The sequence below is a fragment of the Bacillus sp. FJAT-25509 genome, assembly GCF_001420605.1.
Taxonomy (GTDB): Bacteria; Bacillota; Bacilli; order Bacillales; family Bacillaceae_G; genus Gottfriedia.
In genome coordinates, this window is the sequence record NZ_LJIZ01000026.1 from 152722 (window position 1) to 172368 (window position 19647).

The window sequence follows — 19647 nt, forward strand, 5'->3', positions numbered from 1 at the left end:
ATATGGGAGGGAAATAATTATGAATAGTACAGCAATTTCAGTGAAAGGACTGAAAAAATCCTTCAAAGAAATTGAGGTTCTCAAGGGTGTAGATTTTGAAGTGGAAAAAGGCAGTGTTTTCGCTTTACTTGGGTCAAATGGTGCCGGTAAAACAACTATTATAAAAATTTTGACTACACTATCGCAAGCAGATCAGGGTGAAATTGAAGTTTGTAATGCCAACCTTCAAACAAACCCACAACAAGTACGTGAGAAAATCAGCCTAACCGGACAAAACGTTGCAGTAGATGATATTTTGACAGGGCGCGAAAACCTCGAGCTAGTAGCAAAACTTCGCCATTTGCCTAATCGGAAAGAAGCAGTAGAAGAAAGTCTACGTCGCTTTGATTTAGTCGAAGCTGGTAATCGTGCTCTTGCTACTTATTCAGGCGGTATGAAACGACGCTTGGATTTAGCAATGACAGTACTTGGGTCACCTGAACTTGTTTTTCTTGATGAGCCTTCAGTTGGACTTGATCCTGAAGCACGTTTAGCTTTGTGGGAAGTGATTCGTGATATGGCGAAAGCTGGTATTACCGTTTTTCTCACTACTCAATATTTAGAAGAAGCCGAACAACTAGCAGACCGTATTGCGATTTTACATGAAGGAAAGATTCTCGTTCAAGGAACATTGGATGAATTAAAAGCAATTCTTCCACCTAAAAAAGTGGAATACGTAGAAAAGCAACCGAACCTTGAGGAAATTTTCCTCGCTGTTACCGGAAAGAAAGGAGAATAGTAATGAGTGGAAACCATTTTTTCAGCGATACAATTACAATGAGCAGTCGGGTGATGAAGCATTCACTAAGAAGTATTGACACAATTATCACAACAATTCTCATGCCGATTATGCTAATGCTTGCTTTTGTCTATATTTTCGGTAGTGCCATGACAATGGATAAAGTAGATTATGTGAATTTTATCGTTCCAGGTGTGTTGCTTATGTGTATTGGAATGGGGATTTCATATACAGCAGTTCGAGTGAACACAGACATGACTAGAGGTATCTTTGATCGATTTCATTCCATGCCAATCGCTAAATCATCGATATTGGGAGGGCATGTCATCTCAACTTTAATATTAAACATTTTATCAGTTGCTGCCGTGATTCTCATTTCTTTTATCATGGGATTCCGTCCTCACGCTAATTTCGTGGAATGGCTATTAGCAGCTGGTATGATCCTGCTTACCGTATTTTCTTTCACTTGGATAGCAGTAGCATGCGGGCTAATGTCAAAATCGTATGAAGGTGCGAGCGTGTTCTCTTATCTACTAATGGGCTTAATGTTTGTAAGTTCTGCCTTTGTCCCAACAAATAATATGGGTAACAAGCTTCGTGCTTTTGCAGAAAATCAGCCAATGACCCCAATCGCCGAAAGTGTGCGTTCCCTTTTAGCTGGTCAGCCGGATTATGGTACGATTGTAACAGCAGTGTTATGGTTAGTGGGAATTGGGATTATGTTTTATATGATTTCGATGAATGTATATAAAAAACGAATGAAATAAAAATAGCGTAGTACAGGTTGGGGAATTATTTCAGTCTGTACTTTTTTCTTGGTTTATATTTTCAAAGATATTTTAAAAAAAAGAGAAACCTTAGTTTCTCTTTAAAATAGGTGAAATTTGGTAAAAAGAAAATACTTAGTACAATATATTAAAATTGAAGAAAAAGTATTTAGATTATCGACTATTTTTTAAAATCCTTCTGTAATACAGGTTAATTTTTGCGATAGTTTTTAAAATTTAATTAGTTAAAGTTTCATATTCTTCATCTGAAATAGGTTCCAGCCACTCCGGTGTACCTGCAGTTATTGCAATATGTTCAAACCAACTATCCTTTGCAGCACCATGCCAGTGTTTCACACCGTCGTGAGTAACAATCACATCACCTGCCTTTAAGAATTGAGCTGGTTTACCTTCTTCTTGGTACCAACCTTCTCCGCCGGTTACTAATAAAATTTGAAATCCATCATGATGGATATGCCAATTATTTCTACAACCAGGTTCAAAGGTCACGTTCCCAACACCAACATTCACTTTAGGATCGGCAATTAAGGTTTTAAGATAACTTTGTCCTACAAAAAATTGTGCGTATGCTTCATTTTTTTCGCCAACAGGGAATATGACACCATTTTTTACTTCTTCATTTTTTATCATTTTTCTTCCTCCATTAAAAAAGATGCCACATAAGCAATGCTTTTAGGACATCTCAAAAAATATAAGTAATAATTAAATCGTACACCCTACATAGTGCTAGTATCGATGACAAATCGATACTTCACATCAGAAGCTAGAACTCGCTTGTATGCTTCGTCAATTTGATCAGCTGAAATAACTTCAATATTAGGTACAATGTTATGTTCTCCACAGAAGTTTAACATCTCCTGAGTCTCACGAATTCCTCCAATCATTGAACCTGCAAATGAACGACGATGACCTATAAGTGAAAAAACACTAAGTGACAACGGCTCTGCTGGAGCACCGACATTTACTAGCGTACCATCCAAAGTGAGTAAACTTAAATAGGCATCCAAATTAATCTTTGCACTTACAGTGTTAATAATTAGGTCGAAAGTACCTGCAAGTTTTTCAAATGTTTCTGCATCGTTTGTAGCATAGTAATGGCTTGCTCCAAAATGTAAACCATCATCTTTTTTGTTCAATGTTTGTGATAGAACGGTTACCTCTGCACCCATTGCATGTGCAATTTTGACAGCCATATGACCAAGACCACCCATACCAATAACAGCTACCTTCTTACCAGGTCCTGCTCCCCAATGGTTTAATGGAGAATATGTAGTAATACCTGCACAAAGTAATGGTGCTGCAACATCAAGTTCAATATTATCTGGAATTCTAACTACGAAATCCTCTGTTACAACTATGTGGGATGAGTAACCACCCTGAGTTGGCTCACCGTATTTGTCAACACCAGCATAAGTAGGGATATTTCCTTTAAGACAATACTGTTCTTCTCCTTTACGACAGTTTTCACAATCGCCACAAGAGTCTACCATACATCCAACGCCAACTCTGTCACCAATCTTATATTTTGTAACTTCTGCTCCTACATCGGTGATTACTCCTGCAATTTCATGCCCCGGTACAAGTGGGTAGTGCACATGACCCCATTCTCCATGTGCAGTATGGATGTCAGAATGGCATATTCCAGCATATTTAATTTCAATTAGAACATCATTTAAATCAAGATCACGTCGTTTAATCTCAGCAACTCGAAAGGATTTGTCAGGACCATCAACAGCTCGTGCTTTTGCAGTTATCATTATAAAACCTCCAAATTAATATTTTTTAAGAGAATAAATTAAACACTTGGGTTGAACTATTCAATCATTTTTTTCTCTTTCACCACCATGATATTCCCTCTAGTTAACTCTAGGTCAAGTGATTAAATGATATTTTTAAGAAAGAAAAAATTTTGTGTACTTAAAAATGACATCAAAAAAATAACGTGATAAAATCCATTCATAATAATAGAGTTAACTCGAGGTCTAGATCTAAATGAAAGGAAGATTAATATTGAAGACATATTCGATCGGTGAAGTAGCAAAAGAATTGAATCTTACAGTATATGCTTTGAGATACTACGACAAAGAAGGCTTAATGCCATTTGTAGAACGGACAACTAGTGGAATACGAGTGTTTAAAGAATCCGATATTGAAGCTTTAAAAGTAATTGAATGTTTGAAAGCGACTGGGATGCCTATTAAGGAAATTAAAAATTTCATTGAATGGTGTTCCGATGGAGACTCTACATTACAACAAAGATATGACATGTTTTTGGAAAGAAAAGCTAGTGTAGAAGCACAGATGGAAGAATTAAAAAGAACGATGGAAATAATCCAGCATAAATGTTCATATTACGAGGCTGCTTTGGAAGCAGGAACGGAAGCTATTTTTAAAAGTAAAAAAATAGGGAATTTCGTTACTAAGTAACAGAAGCCCTCAATATTCATATTTGTGTATATGAATATTGGGGGGGAATTCAATTTATTGAAAACTTGCAAAATTTGAAAACTCCTCCTGTATTTTTCTTAAAAACAGATTTGCAGCAGCCGAAAAAACTTGATGTTTTTTCCAAACGATATTTAGGCCAGATTCTAGCCTTGGCTCTAGCGGTCTAAAACAAAGGTTACTATCACTAGATGTATTCACGATTTTATCAAGTACGATCGCATATCCAATACCTTCTTCAACCATAATCGCAGCATTATAAGCTAAGTTGTATGTAGTCACGATATTTAGTTTATCAAATTCTTCCCTAAACCAATCCGCAAATTCATTTTTAGAAAATGTATTTTTCATTGCTTGTCTCGAACAGATTAATGGAATATTTAACAAATCCCTTGCTTGAATAGTATCTTTTAAGGCAAGAGGACTGTCTTTTCTCATAACAACGCCCCAAACATCTTTGGCTGGGATATTTATATAATTGTATCTTGATAAATCAGCGGGTTGAATTAGAATCCCAAAATCGATTAACCCTTTGTCTAGCCGTTCAGTCACATCGTCTTCGTTACCACTGTAAAGGTGATATCTTATACTTGGATAGCTTAGCTGTAGAATTTTTACTACTCTTGCGATCTGTTTCATTGCTTCTGTTTCTCCGCTACCTATGTAAACATCACCACTAATTGTTTCTTCCATTGAGCTAAATTCTGCCTCTAATTTATCTACCATATCAATGATTTCTTCTGCTCTTTTTCGCAGAATCATTCCTTCTTCTGTAAGAATTATACTGTGACTACTTCGAGTAAATAGTTTTTTTCCTAACTCTTGTTCAAGATCCTTTATCTGTCTTGACAAGGTAGGCTGTGTAATATGCAAAAAATCTGCAGCACCCGTAATACTTCCTTCTCTTGCTACAGCAAGAAAATATCGCAATACTCTTAGTTCCATGCATCATTCCCCCTTAGTAATGATACCAGTATATATAAACTTGATATGCCTATCAAGCATATCAAGTTATAAGATATAAGCAATTGCTATATGAAAAATGTACTTTAGAATAGATTACAAAGAGTGAAAAGAAACAGTAATCATTGCCAAGCTAAACATGTGTTTTAGTAACTTTTAAAATCTAAATTTGTAAACACTCTCGATTTTCTTCCATGATGGGTGTTTTTTAAATTACTAAGGGGGATTAGAGTGAGAGGTAATTACTTACTTTTATTTATACTTTCGTTTGGTGTTTTCGGCATTTTAAACACTGAAATGGGGGTTATTGGGATATTACCAGATATTGCAGCGCAATATGATGTTAGTGTAACTCAAGCAGGGTTGTTAGTGAGTCTATTTGCATTTGCTGTTGCATTAGCTGGACCAACGATGCCGTTATTATTTTCGGGAATAGATCGCAAGAAAGTGATGTTACTTGTCCTTAGTATTTTCATAGCGGGGAATATGGTTTCAATATTTACAAATAGTTTTAACGTTCTTTTGCTAGCTCGTATAATTCCAGCATTTTTTCATCCGATCTATTGTTCTTTAGCTTTTACAGTAGCTGCTGCTTCAGTAAGTAAAGATGAAGCTACAAAAGCTGTCTCTAAAGTATTTATTGGGGTTTCTGCAGGGATGGTTGTGGGTGTACCAATCGTAAGTTTTATTGCAACTGCAGCTAATTTGCAATTAGCAATGGCGTTCTTTGCTATTGTTAATATAATTGTATTCATTGCTACATTACTCTTTTTACCATCGATGCCTGTAAAGGAAAGACTTTCTTACGGAAGGCAATTAAGCGTTTTAAAAAAATCGATTACATTGCTTTCAATCGTGGGGGTTATTTTATTAAATTCAGCGGTATTTGGAGTGTATAGTTATTTTGCTGAGTATTTAAAAACAGTTACGAATATGTCTCCGAAACTTATAAGTTTAATATTTTTCATATTTGGTAGTGCTAATATTATAGGTAACGTAGTAGCAGGGAAATTACTAACGAAAAATGCGAGTAAAACTGTTGTCATCTATCCATTTATATTAGCGATCGTTTATATCATTTTATTCTTTACAGGTGGTTTTACCGTATCTGTTTTGTTTATTACATTAGCATGGGGGATTTTAGCTGGTATTGGTGGGAATATCAATCAATATTGGATTACATCATCAGCACCCAAGGCCCCAGATTTTGCTAACGGTTTATTTTTGTCTGCTTGTAACATAGGAACAACAATTGGTGCAGCTGTAGGTGGGACATTTATAACTGAGTTAGGTACACGATATGTCATATTAGTGGGAATTTTATCATTGATACTTGGTTTGGTAAGTATGCTATTCAGAAATTATTTATCTAATTCAACTAAACAACTTTCCTTATAAGGGAGACTACCTTTTTAATGGGAAAAACGATACAAGGAGGAGCTATATGTTACATGAAAAAAGTATTGCACTTGTAACTGGTGGAAATCGAGGAATTGGATATGAGTTAGTCAAACAATTGACTTTGGATGGTTTTAAAGTGATTTTAACAAGTCGTGATCTTGAAAATGGAAAATTAATAACCCAGAAATTTAATGATTTCAAACTAGACGTTTCCTTTATAGAGATGGATGTAAACAATCAAGAAAGCATCAACAATGCTGCCTATATTGTTAGTCAGAAGTTTGGAAGATTAGATGTATTGATTAACAATGCTGGTGTGCTTTTTCATGAAGATAAAAATTTATTAAAGATGGAACCGACAATTCTCGAGAAAACGATGACAACCAACTTTTTCGGTGTGTACAATGTGATTCGTGCATTTATTCCTATTATGGAGAAACAAGGTTATGGAAGAATTATTAATGTTTCTTCAGAATATGGAGCGATGAGTGAAATGGCATTTCCAGAAGTAGGAGCGTATAAGCTATCTAAACTTGCCCTAAATGGATTGACAAGATTGTTAGCTGCAGAAATCAAAGGAGATATCAAAATGAATGCCGTCGATCCGGGATGGGTAAGTACTGACATGGGTGGACCATCTGCCCCAAGAACTCCTGAGCAAGCTGCAAAGTCTATTATTTGGCTAGCAACAATTGGAAGTGATGGACCTAATGGAGAATTTTTTAGAGATGGAGAAAGAATTGATTGGTAACGATTAATCTTTGTGATTGAAACATATTGAAAAAGAAGTGCATTATTCTATATTGTGGAAATGCACTTTTTTCAATATGTAGCTTGTAAGCAGTTAATATTTTCTTTTGTTGGTAAACCAAATGAACGAGATTATCCAGAGACAGCATTTACTCTTTATTATTTAAAAAAAGTATCAATAATATTATATTAATAAAGATGATAAAAACTAAATAAAACAGACTTTGTACTAAATAGTTTATATTATAAAAAGATTGTCCTATATCTTCTTTACTTAATGGATATGACGTCTCTAATATACTAGGTATCTTTAAACTTCCTATAAGTATAATTAACATTAATAATATATATAAGTATTTTTTGTTCACTTTTAATAACCTCAATTATTTATAAGTATACGTTTTTTTATATTCTACTCCATTAGCCTTATTAGCCGTACCTGTGCCTTCCAAATCCCAATAAATTGAATACCAAGGCATTTTATGAACATCGAATTTTTTAGTTTTGTAGACGGAGTATGCTTTTAATGCTAATTTAGCAACTTTTTTACCATTTACTGTATTAGGTACTTTCACTGAACCTGTAATTAAAACAGAGGTACTTTTGGTAACATCCCATCCTATTGAAGCATTTAATGCTGAATTACTAGCACCATAGCTAGAACTGATTGTAGTTGCTACACTTTTAGTTTGTGAGATTCCAATCGTTACGCCTGGCTCACCGATTGCAGTGGCAATAGCACTGGTTCCTGTAACATCACTACCATTACGAATGTTGTTTACTTTATACATATTAACTCCAAGTCTAGCTTTAGGTTTAATATCATCATAGGGAACATGAACTTCTAATAGTTCGGATGCATTTAAAACGATTAAAGATTCTAATTCAGGATTTGCTAAAAAACCATCAATTATAGCATTCTGCTCGCTATTAGTCATAGAATCATCTACTATTAACAAATTTTCTTCCTCATTGTAATCTTTAAAAATACCATCTTTATTAAAACTTTCCTCATTTGCAAATACCGGTTTTACAAAATTAAAAGCTAATAGTAGTACCAAAAATGAGTAAAAATATTTTTTCACATATATTCTCCTTTTTCTATTATTAAAATTTTACTAAAATTTAATTAAATTTTAACAAAATGATATATTAAAAAATAAAAAAAGTGTGACAATATCTCGAATTTTGCAGGCAATTAAAAATATGATGACTATTACACTTATCTACTACTCTAGTACGCAGATAAATAAAACAGTACTAAAAAGTCCACCTAATATTATGGTGGACAATTTTTTAAAAAATGTTATTATTGTTGCTTTGTTTCAAAGTGAAGTGGTGGCGGAACTAGCCAACCTTTTGTTTTCATGATTTGTAGTAGTGCCGCACCATCTTTCGCTTTTTTAGCACCAAAACTAGCAAACATCATACCAATGTCTTCACGAATTGATTGGCTCATTAATGATGCATCAGCTGTAACTCCAGCTGCTATTGCAGCAGCAACCATGTAAGCGATTTGAGCATCTTGAAATCTAGCTCCAGCTGGAATTTGTTCCAAATCTGCTTCTGGTCGTTCTGATGGAGTAGGAGGGACTGCAATATCATTATGTAGAAGTACTTCTTCAATTTCTTTAATTGCAGGTTTCATTGAACTTTCAATTACTTGTTTTAAAAATGATTTTAACTCTTCATCACCAGTATGGTTAATATAAACTTGGTAAGTATCTACGCCAGCTTTAGTAGCTGATAGGTGAGTCCATAGACCGTAAACTTCTCCATAATGTAAAGGTTCATTTTGAGGATTTCCACTTAATACTCCCATTATAAATTTACTTCCCTTCTCAAATAAATTCATACTAATCTCCTTGTAAAGAGGTAGGTACGAAAATTATTATTCAACCATTTGAGAATTTTATACTTTTTATTTAATTGAGCTAATAGGCTTTCACTAAAAAAGCTTTTACTGTGTGTTTTTTATTCAGAATGTACAGAATTTAGATTAGTTTTTTTCCTTAGATCTATATACAAAATATATGTTTAAATTCTACATCTTTTTGAAATTGAATAGTGTTTATAAGATAATCTTTTTTCGAGATGAGGTGGTATCCTTTGGTTCGAGAAACCCCTTCGATGGAGGAAATGCTTAAAATTATCAAAAATGGATTAACTAAAAATAATTCACCAAAGCGGGTAACTATAATTGGTGGAGGTATATCTGGATTAGTTAGTGCGTCACTTTTAAAGAAGAAGGGCATCAAGTTACGATTATCGAGGCTAATCGAAGAATTGGGGGAAGAATTTATACAAAGAGAGAACCATTTCTTGACTACCAGTATACTGAACTTGGTGCTATGCGTATCCCTTCATTCCACCATTTAACATTTGCATAGATAAATAAATTTAATTTAAAAATAAATGAATTTGAATCCTGACATATTAAACTATCCTGTCGCTCCAAATGAAAAAGGAAAAACGGCAATAGAATTACTTACATATGCTATTGGTCCCTTAATTGAGTTTATCCAGCAGGATTCGATAAGAAATTGGGGAATTGTAATTGATAAGTTTGATCAATATTCTATGGTGTTAACCTTTGATGAAGAATCGAATAGGTCACCATATGTAATTACAGAGATACTAAATGATTACTATATGCGATTGAAGGAAACCGGTATAAATCCATATTTACCTATTATTGAACCGTTCGATAGTTCCTTTAAAATTAATACTGCCGTAGTTTTTAAAGGAAAAAAATTTAAAGCAGTATTAAATCGCGATGAAACAAGATTACTTAATGAACTATTAAATCCAGAAAAAACAACATTAATTAATGTTGGAAAAGGAAAAAATCAATTTTACGTAAGTGCTGGAAATATGAAAACTGACATGAAAATCGTTATGCGCAAAAATAAAAAGCCATATGTAGACGTTCATATAAAGGTAAAAGGATTTATTGAGGAATCCCAAAAATCAATACATCAAAATAGAGAATTGAAAGAGTATGAGAAAACAGCATCAAAATTTATGAACTCAAGAACAAAAAAATTTCTAGAACGTTTACAGGAATTAAATGTTGATCCACTCGGACTTGGGTTAAACTTTCAAGCAAAATACGGAATGACAGAAAAAGAAATAAATAAGTGGGAAGAAATTTATCCGAAAATTGAATTTCGAGTAAAATCAGAAGTGAAACTAAAGGGAACTGGTACTATGTATTTAAATAATTATAAAATTTTATTTTTTCTAATAAATACAACGGTGAAAGCGCTTTTTTGATAAAAATGTTTAAATACCTTATTGACAATCTGTTTACTAGGATTTATGATTCAGTTAATGAAATTACATAACACAAACTTATCGAGAGTGACCGAGGGATCAGGCCCTATGACGTCCGGCAACCTCCTTATTAAGAAAAGGTGCCACTTCCTGCAGAATGAAATCATTCTGATAGATAAGTCGAAAACAATTGTTTCCGATGCCTCTTTCTGAATGAAAGAGGCTTTTTTTTTATTTATTTACGTGGGAGGTTAAACATAACTGATTTATATTAAATATAAACCCAACTTAACCAATGCGAAAACTAGACAATTTTAATGATAAAGGAGAGAATAGAAATGAAATATGGTTTTTGGTTACCGATTTTTGGAGGATGGTTACGTAATGTGGATGACGAAAGAATGCCACCAACATTTGAATATGCTAAAGAGGTCATTCAATCGGCTGAAAAATGGGGATACTCGACTACTTTAATAGCTGAATTATATTTAAACGACATTAAAGGGCCGGAGCATGATTCACTTGAAGCTTGGTCAACAGCAGCGGCACTTGCTGCAGTGACGGAAAAAATCGAAATTATGACTGCGATTCGTCCAGGTTTTCATAATCCTGCAGTAACAGCAAAAATGGCTGCTAATATTGATCAAATCAGTAACGGCCGTTTTACGCTAAACGTCGTTTCTGCATGGTGGGCAGAAGAAGCTCGTCAATATGGCGGTATTTTTACAGAACATGATGAGCGTTATGCTCGGACAGAGGAGTTTATTGATGTTCTTAAAGGCTTATGGACAGAAGAAACGTTCAATTATTCAGGTAAATATTACGACTTAAAGGATACAAAGCTTGCTCCAAAACCAGTTCAAAGACCAAATCCGATTCTATATGCAGGCGGAGAAAGTGAAAAAGGAAAGCAAACGATTGTAGAAAAGTGCGACGCATATGTGATGCACGGTGGAACAGTTGAAGAAATTAATCAGAAAGTAACAGGTATGAAGGTGCGCCGTGAACAAACAGGAAATGCACCATTAAGTTCTTTCGGTATGGCCGCTTATATTATTTGTAGAGATACAGAAGAAGAGGCTTTGGCTGAGCTAGAAAAAATTACGACTGTGAAAGATTCAAGCGGGTATGCAGGCTTTAAAGACTTCACTACAAAATCACAATTAGAACAACAAATCCAATTACAAGATTACTCAGTTTCAAATCGTGGTCTTAGACCAAATCTAGTAGGAACACCAGAGCAAATTGCAGACCGAATTTTACAATATGAAGAAGCTGGTCTCGACTTATTATTATTACAATTTTCACCTCAACTTGAGGAAATGGAACGCTTTTCAAAACAAGTTATGCCATTAGTAGAACAAAAACGTAGTTTAGTAAAGAACTAGAAAGGGGATTTAAAGATGAGCAAAGTATACGTAATTCATGAAAATAGTGAGTGGACTGTGCATTTAACTAAAAGATTAGAGGAGCTTGGAGTTCCTTATGAGGAATGGCATTTAGACGAAGGTACGGTAGATTTATCAACTGCACCACCAGAAGGGATCTTTTATAGCCGAATGAGTGCTTCCTCTCATACACGTGATCATCGTTTTGCAGCCGAATTTACTGGTCAAGTATTAGCTTGGCTTGAAGCACATGGTCGTACGGTGTTGAATGGAACGAATGCCTTGAAGCTAGAAGTTAGTAAGGTTTTACAATATTTAGAGCTAAACAAGTATGGTGTGAAGACTCCTAAAACGATCGCAGCAGTTGGAAAACAAAACATTATTAAGGCAGCTAATATCTTTGCTGGACAGTCATTTATTACGAAACATAATCGTGCTGGTAAAGGATTAGGGGTTCAACTATTCCATAGTATCGAAGCTTTAAAGGCTTATGTGGAAGGACCGACTTTTGAAGAACCCGTTGATGGAATTACACTGATTCAGGAATACATCCAATCACCTGAGAGCTACATCACTCGTTGTGAATTTGTAGGAGGAAACTTTGTTTATGCAGTTAAAGTTGATACTTCGGAAGGTTTTGAACTTTGCCCAGCTGATGCGTGCCAAATTGGTGATTTATTCTGCCCAGTAGGAGAAGAAGTAGAAGAGAAACCTAAGTTCCAAATCATTGAAGGCTTCGAGGACGAAATTATTGATAAATATAAAGAGGTTCTAGCTAAAAATAATGTCCAAGTTGCAGGAATCGAATTTATCAGAAATGCTGAAGGTACAATTTTTACTTATGATATCAATACAAACACCAACTATAACTCAGATGCAGAAGAAAAAGCTGGAAAATTCGGAATGCTCGAATTAGCTTCATTTTTAAAGAAGACTTTGGAAGAAAAATACACTACAGCAGCAAAGTCTTAAGAAAATCTATTTAGAATAACGGTAAAAAGCTCAGACCTACACGCAACAAAGGTTTGGGCTTTTTTATGTTTAGCTTATTAAATTTTTTCTTGAACTAAGAGTAATAGGCAATTATTTGAGAGGAATATGCTAACGATTAAAAATAATATATTGATACTATAAGATTGTAAGTTGTTATTAAATTTTGAGGCTAAAAAAGGTCAAATGAATGCGTACCACTCGATTTTTAAAATATGCTTTTAAGATCCAAAAGGGGGATACTAATGAAAAAGACTTTTTATTTAATGAGACATGGCCAAACATTATTTAATAAAAGAAGGAAGATTCAAGGTTGGTGTGATTCACCACTAACAGAATTAGGAATTAAACAAGCGGAGGCTGCTGCAAAGCATTTTAAAGAACTAAATATTATTTTTGACCATGCTTATTGTTCCACATCAGAAAGAGCGAGTGATACGTTAGAAATCGTGACAGAATTGCAGTATACAAGATTAAAAGGATTAAAAGAATGGAATTTTGGATCGTTTGAAGGTGAAAGTGAAGATTTAAATCCTCCACTACCTTATGGTGACTTTTTTGTTAAGTTTGGCGGAGAAGACCAAAAAGAATTGCAACAACGAATTGTTACTACATGTCAAAAAATAATGGAAGAAGATAATGAAGTAGTGTTAGCTGTTTCGCACGGAGCAGCTTTGAGAAATTTTATGAGGTACTGGGAACACAAAAGCTCTATTACACAACAAGATCGAATTGGAAATTGTTGCATTTTAAAGTTTGAATATGAGAATAGGGAATTTAAATTAGTTGAGATTATCAATCATAATTTTAGTGATGTAGTCCAAGTATAGTTTTATAAGATGAATAGATTACATATTTTTGAAAGTGAGGAAATTAAAATGGAATATACAAAGCTTGGGAATACAGGATTAGAAATATCTAGACTTTGCCTTGGTTGTATGGGATTTGGAGATGCAAAACGTTGGATCCATCCATGGGTAATCGATGAGGAGAGCAGCCGTACAATTATTAAAAAAGCACTAGACCTAGGTATCAATTTTTATGATACGGCGAATGTCTATTCAGATGGTACTAGTGAAGAATTTGTTGGTAGAGCTTTAAAAGATTATGCCAATCGAGATGAAATAGTACTAGCTACGAAGGTTTATTTCCCTATGCACAAAGGTCCGAACGGTTCCGGACTTTCCCGAAAGCATATTATGAGTGAAATTGATAAAAGTCTTAAACGCCTCGGAACAGATTATGTGGATTTATATCAAATCCATCGTTGGGATTATAACACACCAATCGAAGAAACAATGGAGGCACTTCATGATTTAGTGAAGGCTGGTAAGGTAAGGTATATCGGTGCATCCGCTATGTATGCTTGGCAGTTTTTGAAAGCTTTACATGTTGCAGAGAAAAATGGATGGACCAAATTTGTCTCAATGCAAAATCATCTCAACCTCATATACCGTGAAGAGGAAAGGGAAATGCTGCCTCTTTGTAAGGAAGAAAAAATCGGAGTAATTCCATATAGCCCACTTGCATCAGGAAGATTGACACGTGATTGGTCAAATACGACACTAAGATCTGAAACGGATGAAACTCAAAAATCTAAATATGGTGCAACTGAAAATACAGACAGACTTGTTGTGGAGCGAGTTGCAGAGATTGCTGAAAAACATGGAGTAACAAAATCAAATATTGCTCTTGCTTGGTTACTGCAGAAAGAACCAGTTAGTGCGCCTATAATTGGAGCTACTAAAACATCTCATCTTGAAGATTCAGTGGGGGCTTTGTCAGTTAAATTGTCGATTGAAGAAGTTGCGTATTTGCAAGAGCCTTATGTTCCACATCCGGTAGTTGGTGCTTTAGGCGCTAATTAATGTCAATTTTAGTATAATGTGTTGATCCCCTACTTTCCTTAAGTGTGAAAAGGGGATTTTTTAGGTGCTTTCACTATCAAAAGCGCTAGATTATAAAGTATGAATTAGTATATATATCGTGCATATTGCTTTTCTAAGACTTACTTGTACTGTAACTTTTGCCGTTTCCAACCTCTTAATTGGAAAATGCTTTTGTAAGAGCGCTACACTAAAAAACGATTGAAGTAGGAAATCATCACATGTTTTTTTGTATCACAGTGATATATGTTGCAATATGCCGAAAAATCCTTCATATTTGTTAAAAAGGAGGTCTGTTATGCGAAGTGATATACAACCGAATGAACGAGCTTTTTCTTCCAAGGAAGTAGCAGAAGAACTGGGTATTGCAGCACCTACTGTTCGAAAGTATGGCCAAATCTTAGAGCGAAATGGATATGAGTTCTTGAAAGATGGAGATCGGCGTATATTTGTTCAATCTGATATTAGAGTGCTTATAGCGTTACGCGATTCAGAAAAACCCCTGGAAGATACTGCAAAAGACCTCGTATTTCAACAAAAAGAAAGATTAGAAGGTTTCGATGAAACACAAATTGCGATATCCGATACATATGAAAATTTACCACATGACCCAAATCAATTAAAAGAGTTTTTAAGGTTTTTAGTCAGTGAACTCGCAGCTGCACGTGAAATGAATGTTCAATTGAAAAATGATATGTCAGAACTTAAAACGGCAGTTTCAAGGCTTCAACAAGACCATCATGATATAAGTGCAAATATCGGAAATTCATCCAACAAAACTAATACCAAAATTGAAAAATTAGCCGAACAGCAAAAAATCCAATACGAGACATTACTGGAACAAGAAAAACAAAAAATTGATTTTTTACAAGAGGAAATACAAAACATGCGAGAAGAACAGAGAATAGAGTGGCGATCACAAGATGATTTTAATAAACGTTTAGAAGTTGTGATACAAAAGCCTAAAGAGAAATGGAGATGGCTGTTCTCTTTATTTAAATAATAAATGAGCTATTCAAGTCTTTTTATGCTAATCTTGTAAAAATTTGATTAAAACTTTTGAAAATGAATACTTTAATAAGTACTTACAGGCCGATACTTCCACAAGGATGTATCGGCTTTTTGTTTCGTATCGTTGGCTGATTGATACAAATTGCGATTAATTCATTCAAAAGTCTTTTTAATAGGGAAAATTCGTACGCGATACAAAAAAGTCTCTAAACGATACAGCAGATGTTCCTTTGAAATAAAAAAAGTAACATATAACTGAACCAATGTATCACTATGCGATATCCGATAGGTATTGGAATTTTATAGATATAAGTTAATTGTGTAGTTAGATTATTATGATAATGAACTCTAACTCACCAGTAGAATGAAAAATCAACTGATCTATGTTTATTTCAGCTTAAAATAATACTTTGGATATTGGATTTTATATCAATTTTTTACAAATTCCCGGGAAATATCTACAAATTTCATGGATATAAGGAATAAATTCTTAAGTGTAACACTATGTCCGTTATGACTAGTAGAGATCTATTAGTAAAACCTCATCATAACAAATGCAAGGAGATTTTTAAAAGGGAATACCAAATCTTTTTAGGGTTTTTATTTTTAATAAAAGGAATAAGAAATTAAATTTAAAGGCTATGTTAAATTTAATTGTTGATTTTTGAACTAGAAAAGGTTGTCTAATTAGACAACCTCCTAATAAGGATAAGTTTTCCTTCTCATTCCAACATCATTAATTTGAACGTCGACACTTATTGTTACTTTTGCTTTTTTAAATGTATCATTCCAATTACTCTCATATTTTTTATAAATTTTTGGATTAACCATGTATAATTTTTCACCAAATCCAAATGCATCTCCACCGAGATTTTTTACTTCAGAAATCCCTTTTTCTATTGATTGTTTTATAACATTTTCAGCTGTCTTTTCATATTTATTGAGAGTTTTTGCTTTATCAAAATTGGCATTACAAAATACCTCGTCAAGATGGCCAATTGAATTGATTTTTATATTTATAATTGGAATATTATCCTTGATTTTAATTTCCGTCTTAGATTTTACCCGAGTAAGTTCCATCGAATCATATTCTTTTTTATTACATGGTATTTGCACATTCGTTTCTTTGATCAGATTATCAATAATTTGTATTGATTTTGCCGGTGGTCCATCTAGCCAGCCAACTAATTTTCCATCTCTAAAAATTCCTATGCCATTTATCCTATCATAACTAGAAGTGACTTTATTAGCATTTTCAAGTGTTTGTGATGTTTCACTTTCATTTTCTAAGCTCACACCATTTATTACTGGTTCTCTTCCACTACTAGAAATTGCAGAAATTGCCTCACGCATTAATGTTTCTTGATTTTCACCTAAAAGAGCTGATGTATTTTTAATTTTACCGACAATTGATTTAGCAGATATTTTATCAAGTGCTGCTATGTTATTCATTATTTCATCAACACTTTTATTTCTTGCAATAATAACTGGAATATTTACACGAATTTTAGAATCTCTTTCAAATACATCGAAAATATAATTCAATGATTTTTCTTTTGCTAATGTTTCTCCTATTATGACAAGAGCAACATGAGAATATATATTTTGTCGAGATCCTTTCTTAGACACATTTCGTACAGCTTCTGAAATGGTTTTACCTTTTTCATCTAACGCAATTACTGGAACAGCTTGCGAACCTGACTGTGTTGTAGTTGCAATTGCACTAGGATTAAAAATTTGAGTGATTACATGATATTTTTTTTCTTTTGGGAAGTAATCAATTCCCATTGCAACCACAATCGATACTTGATTTAATTCTTTATAGTTAGAGCAACCACCTAAAAGCATACTTACAATAAGAAATGAAATAAAAAATTTCTTTTTCACATTTTTTCTCCAATATCTTGGCTTTTTTGTAATTATAAAATTTAAAAAGCAATATTCCTCAAGGAGTTCTGTTTCATATTATACTTTTCCATTTTTTTGCAATTCAATGTACCTTTTTTCAAAATCTGAAGCAATAAATTTCACGTAACTAAATTTTTTTAAAAATTTTCTGCAATCCTGCTGTACTAATTGGATAGAATTTGAGATTGATTATTTAAGTAAATAAAATGATCTTAATGAGAAAAGACCCTTTTTAAAAAATGTAATTGAGTCTAAAATAAATGAATTGAGTAGATTTTAAAATAAATCAGTTGTTTTTAGATTTAAAGAATAGCTAATAGGTTGGTTTATTCGTGTTTTTTTTGTTGGCATGAATTTTGCTTAAGAATAGTGAGAAGAGGAGAAAGTTATTTCCGATTTTAGATGGGCAGAAATAGGAGGTGTTTTAGAAGATTTTAATTTCTTATTCATTTTCACTATTTAGATTGTATGTTGAGTAAGAGCAATATGTTTAGTTCTGTGGCGATTTTTGAGATTATCAGAAATTGTAAATGTTTATAAAGGTTTATTCTATTTTAGTAGTTCTATTTTTTCTCTTATTACGTTTTGTTTTTTCTGAATATTCTAAAATAAAGGTGGGGCATTTATGGATTCTACTAATGAAAAAGGTCAGTTACAACGTTCCATGAAAAGTCGGCATTTGTTCATGATTTCACTCGGAGGAGTAATCGGTACAGGTTTATTTTTAGGGTCAGGTCTAACGATTAATCAAGCTGGTCCAGGGGGAGCGGTTGTTGCCTATTTATTCGGTGGATTGGTGATGTATCTTGTAATGGTTTGTTTAGGTGAACTATCTATTACAATGCCAGTTACAGGTTCATTTAAGACTTATGCTACAAAGTACATAGGTCCTGGTACTGGGTTTACGATTGGCTGGATGTATTGGCTGAGTTGGGCAACAACAGTTGGATTAGAATTCACTGCGGCCGGAATATTGATGCAAAGATGGTTTCCACATGTACCTGTTTGGATCTGGTGTCTTGTGTTTATCGTTCTTTTGTTAGGTTTAAATATTCTTAGTGTAAAAGGTTATGCAGAGGCAGAGTTTTGGTTTGCGGGAATTAAAGTATTTGCAGTTATAGCTTTTATACTGATTGGAGCAGCAACTATATTTGGGTTTGGTCATAAAGGGAGTTCAGCACCTTTGTTTACTAATTTTACAAAAGATGGTGGGCTTTTCCCGCATGGGTTTTCAGCTATATTTTCAACTATGATGGCAGTAGTATTTGCATTTCAGGGTGCAGAAGTTGTTGGAATTGCAGCTGGTGAAAGTGAAGCACCAGAAAAGACTCTTCCGAAAGCAATAAGAAGTATCATTTTTCGTGTTCTAATTTTTTATGTGTTAGCCATTTTAGTTTTAGCTGCTTTGATTCCGTGGAGACATGCAGGAGTAGTAGAAAGTCCATTTGTTGCAGTATTTGATAGCGTAGGGATTCCGTACGCAGCTGATATTATGAATCTAGTTATTTTAACGGCTTTGCTATCTGTAGGTAATTCGGGATTATATGTATGTTCTCGGATGCTTTGGTCACTTTCCAAAAGCGGAATGGCACCTAAAGCTTTAGGTAAAGTAAATTCTCGTGGTGTCCCGTTTAATGCAGTATTGTTTAGTCTTCTTTTTGCATTAGTATCATTACTTACTAGTGTAGTATCTGCACAAACAGTTTTTGTCGTTCTGCTGTCTGTAACTGGACTAGCTGGTACATTCAGTTGGATGGCAATTGCCTTGTCGCAATATAACTTTAGAAGACAATTTATTAAAAATGGTGGAAATGTTAAGGACTTAAAGTACAAAGTTCCACTATTCCCATTAATACCTATTCTATGTCTTGTTTTATGTGGAATATCCATAGTATTTATGGCTTTTGATCCTACTCAACGCTCTTCCTTAATGGGTGGTTTAGGCTTTATGGGTGTAAGTTATCTTTATTACTTTTTACGTCATGGAAAAAATAAAGGTAAGATTGGCATGAAGAAAAAACACGGAGATATACCGACTCAACAGAGTATTTGATCAGTATACA

At 33.9% G+C, this 19647-nt stretch carries 18 protein-coding genes, 1 pseudogene and 1 riboswitch; of the genes and pseudogenes, 13 read left to right on the top strand and 6 right to left on the bottom strand.

Translation table 11 applies throughout. The annotated features are described in order from the left end of the window. The first annotated feature begins 19 nt into the window (after nucleotides 1-19). Nucleotides 20-778, top strand: coding sequence for an ABC transporter ATP-binding protein (locus AN960_RS16875; protein WP_056473788.1), 759 nt, complete (start codon nucleotides 20-22; stop codon nucleotides 776-778). 2 nt (nucleotides 779-780) lie between these two features. Continuing rightward, nucleotides 781-1545, top strand: a complete 765-nt coding sequence (locus AN960_RS16880; protein ID WP_056473790.1) for an ABC transporter permease — start codon at nucleotides 781-783, stop codon at nucleotides 1543-1545. Between the two features lie 237 nt (nucleotides 1546-1782). Here the strand turns inward: AN960_RS16880 and AN960_RS16885 are convergent, their stop codons facing one another. Both AN960_RS16885 and AN960_RS16890 read right to left on the bottom strand, forming a co-directional pair. After that, a complete protein-coding gene (locus AN960_RS16885) occupies nucleotides 1783-2196 on the bottom strand; it encodes a cupin domain-containing protein (RefSeq protein WP_172795428.1) in 414 nt (137 codons plus the stop codon). Nucleotides 2197-2282: 86 nt separating this feature from the next. Beyond that, nucleotides 2283-3323: an NAD(P)-dependent alcohol dehydrogenase gene (locus tag AN960_RS16890; RefSeq protein ID WP_056473791.1), complete on the bottom strand. Its 1041-nt coding sequence runs from the start codon at nucleotides 3321-3323 to the stop codon at nucleotides 2283-2285. A 253-nt stretch (nucleotides 3324-3576) separates the two neighbouring features. Between AN960_RS16890 and AN960_RS16895 the strand changes: the two genes are divergently transcribed. After that, nucleotides 3577-3993 carry a MerR family transcriptional regulator gene (locus AN960_RS16895; protein WP_056473794.1) on the top strand — a complete coding sequence of 139 codons (417 nt, stop codon included), beginning with the start codon at nucleotides 3577-3579 and terminating at the stop codon, nucleotides 3991-3993. A gap of 54 nt (nucleotides 3994-4047) precedes the next feature. Here the strand turns inward: AN960_RS16895 and AN960_RS16900 are convergent, their stop codons facing one another. After that, entirely contained in the window at nucleotides 4048-4956 is a 909-nt protein-coding gene (locus tag AN960_RS16900) for a LysR family transcriptional regulator (protein ID WP_056473796.1), read from the bottom strand. 249 nt (nucleotides 4957-5205) lie between these two features. Between AN960_RS16900 and AN960_RS16905 the strand changes: the two genes are divergently transcribed. Next, nucleotides 5206-6372 (top strand): MFS transporter, encoded by a 1167-nt coding sequence (locus tag AN960_RS16905; protein ID WP_056473798.1) that lies wholly within the window; start codon nucleotides 5206-5208, stop codon nucleotides 6370-6372. A gap of 46 nt (nucleotides 6373-6418) precedes the next feature. Continuing rightward, the gene (locus AN960_RS16910) at nucleotides 6419-7126 is read left to right on the top strand and encodes an SDR family oxidoreductase (protein ID WP_056473800.1); all 708 of its coding nucleotides are present in this window, start codon (nucleotides 6419-6421) and stop codon (nucleotides 7124-7126) included. A 382-nt stretch (nucleotides 7127-7508) separates the two neighbouring features. Here AN960_RS16910 and AN960_RS16915 read toward each other — a convergent pair whose 3' ends face one another. Both AN960_RS16915 and AN960_RS16920 read right to left on the bottom strand, forming a co-directional pair. Further along, a complete protein-coding gene (locus tag AN960_RS16915; protein WP_056473802.1) occupies nucleotides 7509-8210 on the bottom strand; it encodes a hypothetical protein in 702 nt (233 codons plus the stop codon). A gap of 224 nt (nucleotides 8211-8434) precedes the next feature. Further along, on the bottom strand, nucleotides 8435-8947 hold the full coding sequence (locus tag AN960_RS16920; RefSeq protein WP_082459573.1) for a DUF3231 family protein: 513 nt from the start codon (nucleotides 8945-8947) through the stop codon (nucleotides 8435-8437). A gap of 430 nt (nucleotides 8948-9377) precedes the next feature. Here AN960_RS16920 and AN960_RS25465 point away from each other — a divergent pair. From AN960_RS25465 to AN960_RS16955, 7 genes and pseudogenes are all read left to right on the top strand, one after another. After that, a pseudogene (locus AN960_RS25465) lies at nucleotides 9378-9515 on the top strand (FAD-dependent oxidoreductase); the annotation flags it as partial. Between the two features lie 31 nt (nucleotides 9516-9546). Then, a complete protein-coding gene (locus AN960_RS16930; RefSeq protein WP_172795429.1) occupies nucleotides 9547-10401 on the top strand; it encodes a Ger(x)C family spore germination C-terminal domain-containing protein in 855 nt (284 codons plus the stop codon). Nucleotides 10402-10476: 75 nt separating this feature from the next. Beyond that, a riboswitch (SAM riboswitch) is annotated at nucleotides 10477-10583 on the top strand. 156 nt (nucleotides 10584-10739) lie between these two features. After that, nucleotides 10740-11789: an LLM class flavin-dependent oxidoreductase gene (locus AN960_RS16935; RefSeq protein ID WP_056473810.1), complete on the top strand. Its 1050-nt coding sequence runs from the start codon at nucleotides 10740-10742 to the stop codon at nucleotides 11787-11789. A gap of 15 nt (nucleotides 11790-11804) precedes the next feature. Further along, nucleotides 11805-12761, top strand: coding sequence for an ATP-grasp domain-containing protein (locus AN960_RS16940; RefSeq protein WP_056473812.1), 957 nt, complete (start codon nucleotides 11805-11807; stop codon nucleotides 12759-12761). A gap of 263 nt (nucleotides 12762-13024) precedes the next feature. Further along, complete coding sequence (locus AN960_RS16945) at nucleotides 13025-13609, top strand: histidine phosphatase family protein (protein ID WP_056473814.1); 585 nt, start codon at nucleotides 13025-13027, stop codon at nucleotides 13607-13609. Between the two features lie 48 nt (nucleotides 13610-13657). Next, nucleotides 13658-14647 (top strand): aldo/keto reductase, encoded by a 990-nt coding sequence (locus AN960_RS16950; RefSeq protein WP_056473815.1) that lies wholly within the window; start codon nucleotides 13658-13660, stop codon nucleotides 14645-14647. Between the two features lie 316 nt (nucleotides 14648-14963). Further along, nucleotides 14964-15668 carry a hypothetical protein gene (locus tag AN960_RS16955; RefSeq protein ID WP_056473817.1) on the top strand — a complete coding sequence of 235 codons (705 nt, stop codon included), beginning with the start codon at nucleotides 14964-14966 and terminating at the stop codon, nucleotides 15666-15668. A gap of 707 nt (nucleotides 15669-16375) precedes the next feature. On the opposite strand, the gene AN960_RS16960 is transcribed toward AN960_RS16955, so the two are convergent. Further along, entirely contained in the window at nucleotides 16376-17563 is a 1188-nt protein-coding gene (locus AN960_RS16960) for a Ger(x)C family spore germination protein (protein ID WP_056473819.1), read from the bottom strand. A gap of 646 nt (nucleotides 17564-18209) precedes the next feature. Here AN960_RS16960 and AN960_RS16965 point away from each other — a divergent pair. Continuing rightward, the gene (locus AN960_RS16965) at nucleotides 18210-19637 is read left to right on the top strand and encodes an amino acid permease (protein WP_056473821.1); all 1428 of its coding nucleotides are present in this window, start codon (nucleotides 18210-18212) and stop codon (nucleotides 19635-19637) included. Nucleotides 19638-19647: the final 10 nt, after the last annotated feature.